The sequence below is a fragment of the Clostridium sp. genome (genome assembly GCF_051656525.1).
GTDB lineage: Bacteria > Bacillota > Clostridia > Clostridiales > Clostridiaceae > Clostridium.
Map to the genome: position 1 here is coordinate 1 of NZ_JBOGCC010000157.1, position 1804 is coordinate 1804.

A 1804-nucleotide genomic window follows, 5' to 3' on the forward strand; every position below is an offset into this window, starting at 1 on the left:
CCCAGAAAATTTAGCTAAAGCAATAAGTATTGAAGCTGGTGAACTACTAGAACATTTCCTTTGGGATAATAACTATGATAAAGAAGCAGTGGGGGAAGAACTAGCAGATGTAATGGTCTATTGTTTACATATGGCAGATGCTATAGGGGTTAATATAGAGGAAGTAATAGAGAAGAAGATGGATAAAAATGAAGAGAAGTATCCTGTGGAGAAAGCTAAGGGAATAAGTAAGAAGTATACAGAACTTTAAAATAGGAATGTTTTTAGGAATGGATTTAGAATTAGGTGTAGTGAACCGTACCACAAGTAAATGAGGGTTTTAGTCTAAGGTTTGGAAATAACTAGACTAAGGATGGTTTTAAAGGTGAAATACAGTATCATAAGTAATAATATATTTACAAAATATGTTATAGTATAAGAATGGATAAATTTCAAGTAAAAAATGATAGAGGGCAAGTAAAATGCAGATAAATTTAACGCCAATTGGATATGTAAGTAATGATGTTCAAAATAGAAAAGATAAATCATGGGGCGATGATATATCTAAAATATCATTAGAAAAACAATATGTTGGGGGATTAACTGGGTTAAGCGATTTTTCCCATGCGATTATTATATACTATTTAGATAAAGCTAAATTTGATAAAGATAAACATATACAGCGTAAACCACAAAATAGAGATGATATGCCACTTGTAGGTATATTTTCACAAAGGGGCAAAGATAGACCAAATCAAATAGGGATGACATCGGTTAAAATAATATCTACTTCTGATGATGTTTTAATTATACAAGGTTTAGATGCTATTGATGGTACGCCTATTTTAGATATTAAACCATATTATCCAGTATATGATTGTAAAGTAGGAGCTATTGTACCAGAATGGGTTAATAGGTTGATGAAACATTATTTTTAATAAAAATTTGATATAATATAAATAAGAAATGCAGAAAATAAAAAAGTAGAGTGCGCTAACACTCTACTTATACAATTCTAGTTGCTTAGGCAACTGGTATCATTATAATTTAATATAGTTAAAAAATAGTAGATTCCAATTGCGACTCGGGGCTACTATTTTTTTGAGAGTTTTTCTATAAGTAACACTATAAATGTTAATAATGCTATTAAGAATATACCAGCTGCAAATAGTAACATTAATGTATCGTTACTCACGTGTATCTATCTCTTTAACAAGAGGTAAAGTGATACTAGTAGCTCGTATTCAATTCAATGTTTAAAAATTCATAAAAATACTTTATGGTTATAGGCTAACAAATAATAATAATATCTAAAAATTTTATTTAAATATTTAAATGAAGAATTAAAGGCAATAAAACATTGGATTAGAAATACTACTGAAGAAAGATTGGCTATAAAAGCCACTGAGGTATTAGAAGCAAGTAAAGAGGAGGTTATAAAAATGGTTGCTAACAATGCATTTATTATTAAGGAAATGGAAGAAAATGCAGAAAAAAGAGGTAAATTAGAAGTAGCAAAAAATTTATTAGATATTTTAGATGATGAAACAATTGTAGCTAAGACTGGTTTAGATATAGAGGAAATTAAAAAGTTGAGAAAAGAAAATAAAAATAATTAAATATATTAGATTATAAAAACAACTGAATTTATTGTTAGTTGTTTTTATTTTTAAGCTAAAACTAAATAAGTTTTGGCTTATTTTTATATATGAATAATTCTTAAGGTTTATATATCTTTACATTTAGAATAAAATATTTTTATTGGGATTTTATTTTAAAATAAATTATAAAGATAATAAAAGGGGGGAGAGTTATGATGGAGATA

The 1804-nt window shown here is 27.2% G+C and carries 4 protein-coding genes; 3 read left to right on the forward strand and 1 reads right to left on the reverse strand.

What is annotated here, in order from left to right; translation table 11 throughout:
• Both ACRDDY_RS07970 and tsaA read left to right on the forward strand, forming a co-directional pair.
• Positions 1 to 250 (forward strand): MazG-like family protein (locus ACRDDY_RS07970; RefSeq protein WP_438564420.1); only part of this gene is annotated, 250 nt, incomplete at its 5' end.
• A gap of 211 nt (positions 251 to 461) precedes the next feature.
• The gene (gene tsaA / locus ACRDDY_RS07975) at positions 462 to 917 is read left to right on the forward strand and encodes a tRNA (N6-threonylcarbamoyladenosine(37)-N6)-methyltransferase TrmO (protein WP_438564421.1); all 456 of its coding nucleotides are present in this window, start codon (positions 462 to 464) and stop codon (positions 915 to 917) included.
• 155 nt (positions 918 to 1072) lie between these two features.
• On the opposite strand, the gene ACRDDY_RS07980 is transcribed toward tsaA, so the two are convergent.
• Positions 1073 to 1156: a putative holin-like toxin gene (locus tag ACRDDY_RS07980; protein WP_438564423.1), complete on the reverse strand. Its 84-nt coding sequence runs from the start codon at positions 1154 to 1156 to the stop codon at positions 1073 to 1075.
• A gap of 265 nt (positions 1157 to 1421) precedes the next feature.
• On the opposite strand from ACRDDY_RS07980, the gene ACRDDY_RS07985 reads away from it, so the two are divergent.
• Positions 1422 to 1598 (forward strand): hypothetical protein, encoded by a 177-nt coding sequence (locus ACRDDY_RS07985; RefSeq protein WP_438564422.1) that lies wholly within the window; start codon positions 1422 to 1424, stop codon positions 1596 to 1598.
• Positions 1599 to 1804: the final 206 nt, after the last annotated feature.

What these genes read in the sequence shown, in the direction of transcription:
- tsaA (WP_438564421.1), top strand. Translation starts at nt 462, where the DNA reads ATGCAGATAAATTTAACGCCAATTGGATATGTAAGTAATGATGTTCAA.
- ACRDDY_RS07985 (WP_438564422.1), top strand. Translation starts at nt 1,422, where the DNA reads ATGGTTGCTAACAATGCATTTATTATTAAGGAAATGGAAGAAAATGCA.
- ACRDDY_RS07980 (WP_438564423.1), bottom strand. Translation starts at nt 1,156, where the DNA reads ATGTTACTATTTGCAGCTGGTATATTCTTAATAGCATTATTAACATTT.